General features: G+C 73.6%; 3 protein-coding genes. 2 read left to right on the forward strand and 1 reads right to left on the reverse strand.

Annotated elements, in window-relative coordinates; all coding sequences use genetic code 11:
- On the forward strand, positions 1-208 hold a 208-nt coding region (gene sepH / locus HY68_RS41755), incomplete at its 5' end, for a septation protein SepH (RefSeq protein ID WP_241778444.1).
- Between the two features lie 89 nt (positions 209-297).
- On the opposite strand, the gene HY68_RS00685 is transcribed toward sepH, so the two are convergent.
- On the reverse strand, positions 298-1,125 hold the full coding sequence (locus HY68_RS00685) for a sulfurtransferase (protein WP_041983351.1): 828 nt from the start codon (positions 1,123-1,125) through the stop codon (positions 298-300).
- Between the two features lie 219 nt (positions 1,126-1,344).
- Between HY68_RS00685 and HY68_RS00690 the strand changes: the two genes are divergently transcribed.
- Complete coding sequence (locus HY68_RS00690; RefSeq protein ID WP_041983352.1) at positions 1,345-2,121, forward strand: VOC family protein; 777 nt, start codon at positions 1,345-1,347, stop codon at positions 2,119-2,121.
- The last annotated feature ends 123 nt before the right edge of the window (positions 2,122-2,244 follow it).

The raw sequence follows: 2,244 nt of genomic DNA on the forward strand, positions 1-2,244 counted from the left end.
GGAGCCGCCGGCGCCCGCGGCTTCGGCCGGTGCCGGGTCCGCCTACGCGGACGTGCTCATGCCGCGCTCGGTCTCCGGTCACCGCGACCGGCTCACCGGCACGACGGACCGGCAGGCCGAGGCGGACGGAGTCCGGCCCGGCAGGCGCGCGGCGGTACCGAGCTGGGACGAGATCGTCTTCGGCACGCGCCGCAAGAAGCAGGAGTAGCGCTTCGTCGTACGCGCTTCGTTCTACGTGACAGCGCGGTGGCCCGTACGCATCAGATGCGCACGGGCCACCGCGCTGTCCGCTGTGGCCTAGGCGGGGTCCGGTCCGGTGGCGACCGGGCGGGTGGTGTCCGCCGACCACTCGGACCAGGAGCCCGCGTACAGCGCCGCCGGGATGCCCGCGATCTCCAGCGCCAGCACCTGCTGGGCCGCCGACACGCCCGAGCCGCAGTAGACCCCGACCTCGGTGCCGGGGGTGGCACCCAGCGCCTCGAACCGGCTCACAAGATCAGCAGTCGGGAGGAAGGTGCCATTTTCGGCCAGATTCCCGCTCGTAGGAGCGGAGTGCGCGCCTGGCACATGGCCGGCCACCGGATCGATCGGCTCGATCTCGCCCCGGTAGCGCTCGGCGGCCCGCGCGTCGAGCAGGAGTCCCCGCCGGGCGAGCGCGGCGGCGCCGTCCGCGTCGAGCACCGGGAGTCCGCCGGGCGCCGGGCGGAAGTCGCCCTCCTCGGGCTTCGGAATCTCGGTGGACAACGGCCCTGTCCAGCTCGCGAGACCGCCGTCCAGTACGCGGACGTCGTGGTGGCCCGCCCAGCGCAGCAGCCACCAGGCGCGCGCCGCCGACCAGCCCTGAGCTCCGTCGTAGACGACCACGGACGAGTCGGCGGACACACCGGCGCGGCGCATCACGGCGCCGAAAGCGGCAGCGTCGGGGAGCGGATGGCGGCCAGCGGGCCCCGGCTCACCGGCCAGTTCGGTGTCCAGATCGACGTAAACGGCGCCCGGCAGATGCCCCGCCTCGTACGCGGGGCGGCCGGGCGGCCCGCCCAGCGTGTAGCGGATGTCCAGGAGGACGGGCGGCCGGGGTCCGGCCGACTCGCCCGCGAGTTCCGTCGCGGTGATGATGGCTGTCATACCGCCATCCTCGCGCACCCCGTCATAGCCGCGTAACGCCGCCAAAACGCGCGGTAAACACCGAATCCAGATCACGCCAAAAGCGGTGGAGTCGAGAAGCGCGGCGGGCCGGGTGGTGCGAGAGTCTGCTTGGGAGTGTCCCCGCGACCCGGAGCGGGACTTCGCGGACACGCCCCAGGGACGCACCCCGCGAGTCCGCCGGGTACACGAGGAGAGTCGATGACCGAGGCAGCGATCCGGCGCACTCCAGGCACGCCCTGCTGGGTGAGTCTGATGGTGCACGGCCTGGCCGCGACCCAGGAGTTCTACGGCGCGCTGTTCGGCTGGGAGTTCCAGGAGGGCCCCGGGCAGCTCGGCCCCTATGTGCGCGGGACGCTCGACGGTCAGGTGGTCGCCGGCATCGGCGAGCTGCCGCCCGACCGGCATCTGCCCATCGCCTGGACGACGTATCTGGCGACCGACGACGCCGACTCGACCGCCGAGACCATCAGGAGCTGCGGCGGCACTGTCGGCGTGGGCCCGCTGGACGCGGGCAAGGCGGGCCGGCTGGCCATCGCCTCCGACCCGGCGGGCGCGGTCTTCGGCATCTGGCAGGCGTGGGCGCACACCGGGACCGCGGTCGCGCAGTCCCATGGCACGCCCGCGTGGAACGAGCTGCTGACCCGGGAGACGTCGTCGGTCGCCAAGTTCTACCAGGCGGTCTTCGGCTACGACGCCGAGGCGGTCGTCTCCGCCGACTTCGACTATCTGACGCTGCGGCTCGCAGGGCGGCCTGTCGCCTCGCTGCACGGCCTGGGCAACTCCCTCCCGCGCGAGCTGGGTTCGCACTGGATGACGTACTTCGAGGTGGAGGACACGGACGCGGCGGCGCGGCTCGTGACCGAACTCGGCGGGGACGTCATCCAGCCGCCGCACGAGGAGGAGACGGGCCGAGCGGCGAAGGTCGCCGACCCGGAGGGCGCGGTCTTCACGATCGTCAGGTCCACCTCCCGCTGAGCGCTTGCGGCGAGGCCGCGCATCACGGCGGCGCCCGACGGGCGCCGGCACCTCGGCCGTGACGGGGCGTCAGTTGTGCCGGGGCGCCGCCGCGCGGTCCGCGAGTGCGAGGGTGCGGCGGGC

It is taken from the genome of Streptomyces sp. AcH 505, assembly GCF_000818175.1.
Classification (GTDB): Bacteria; Actinomycetota; Actinomycetes; order Streptomycetales; family Streptomycetaceae; genus Streptomyces.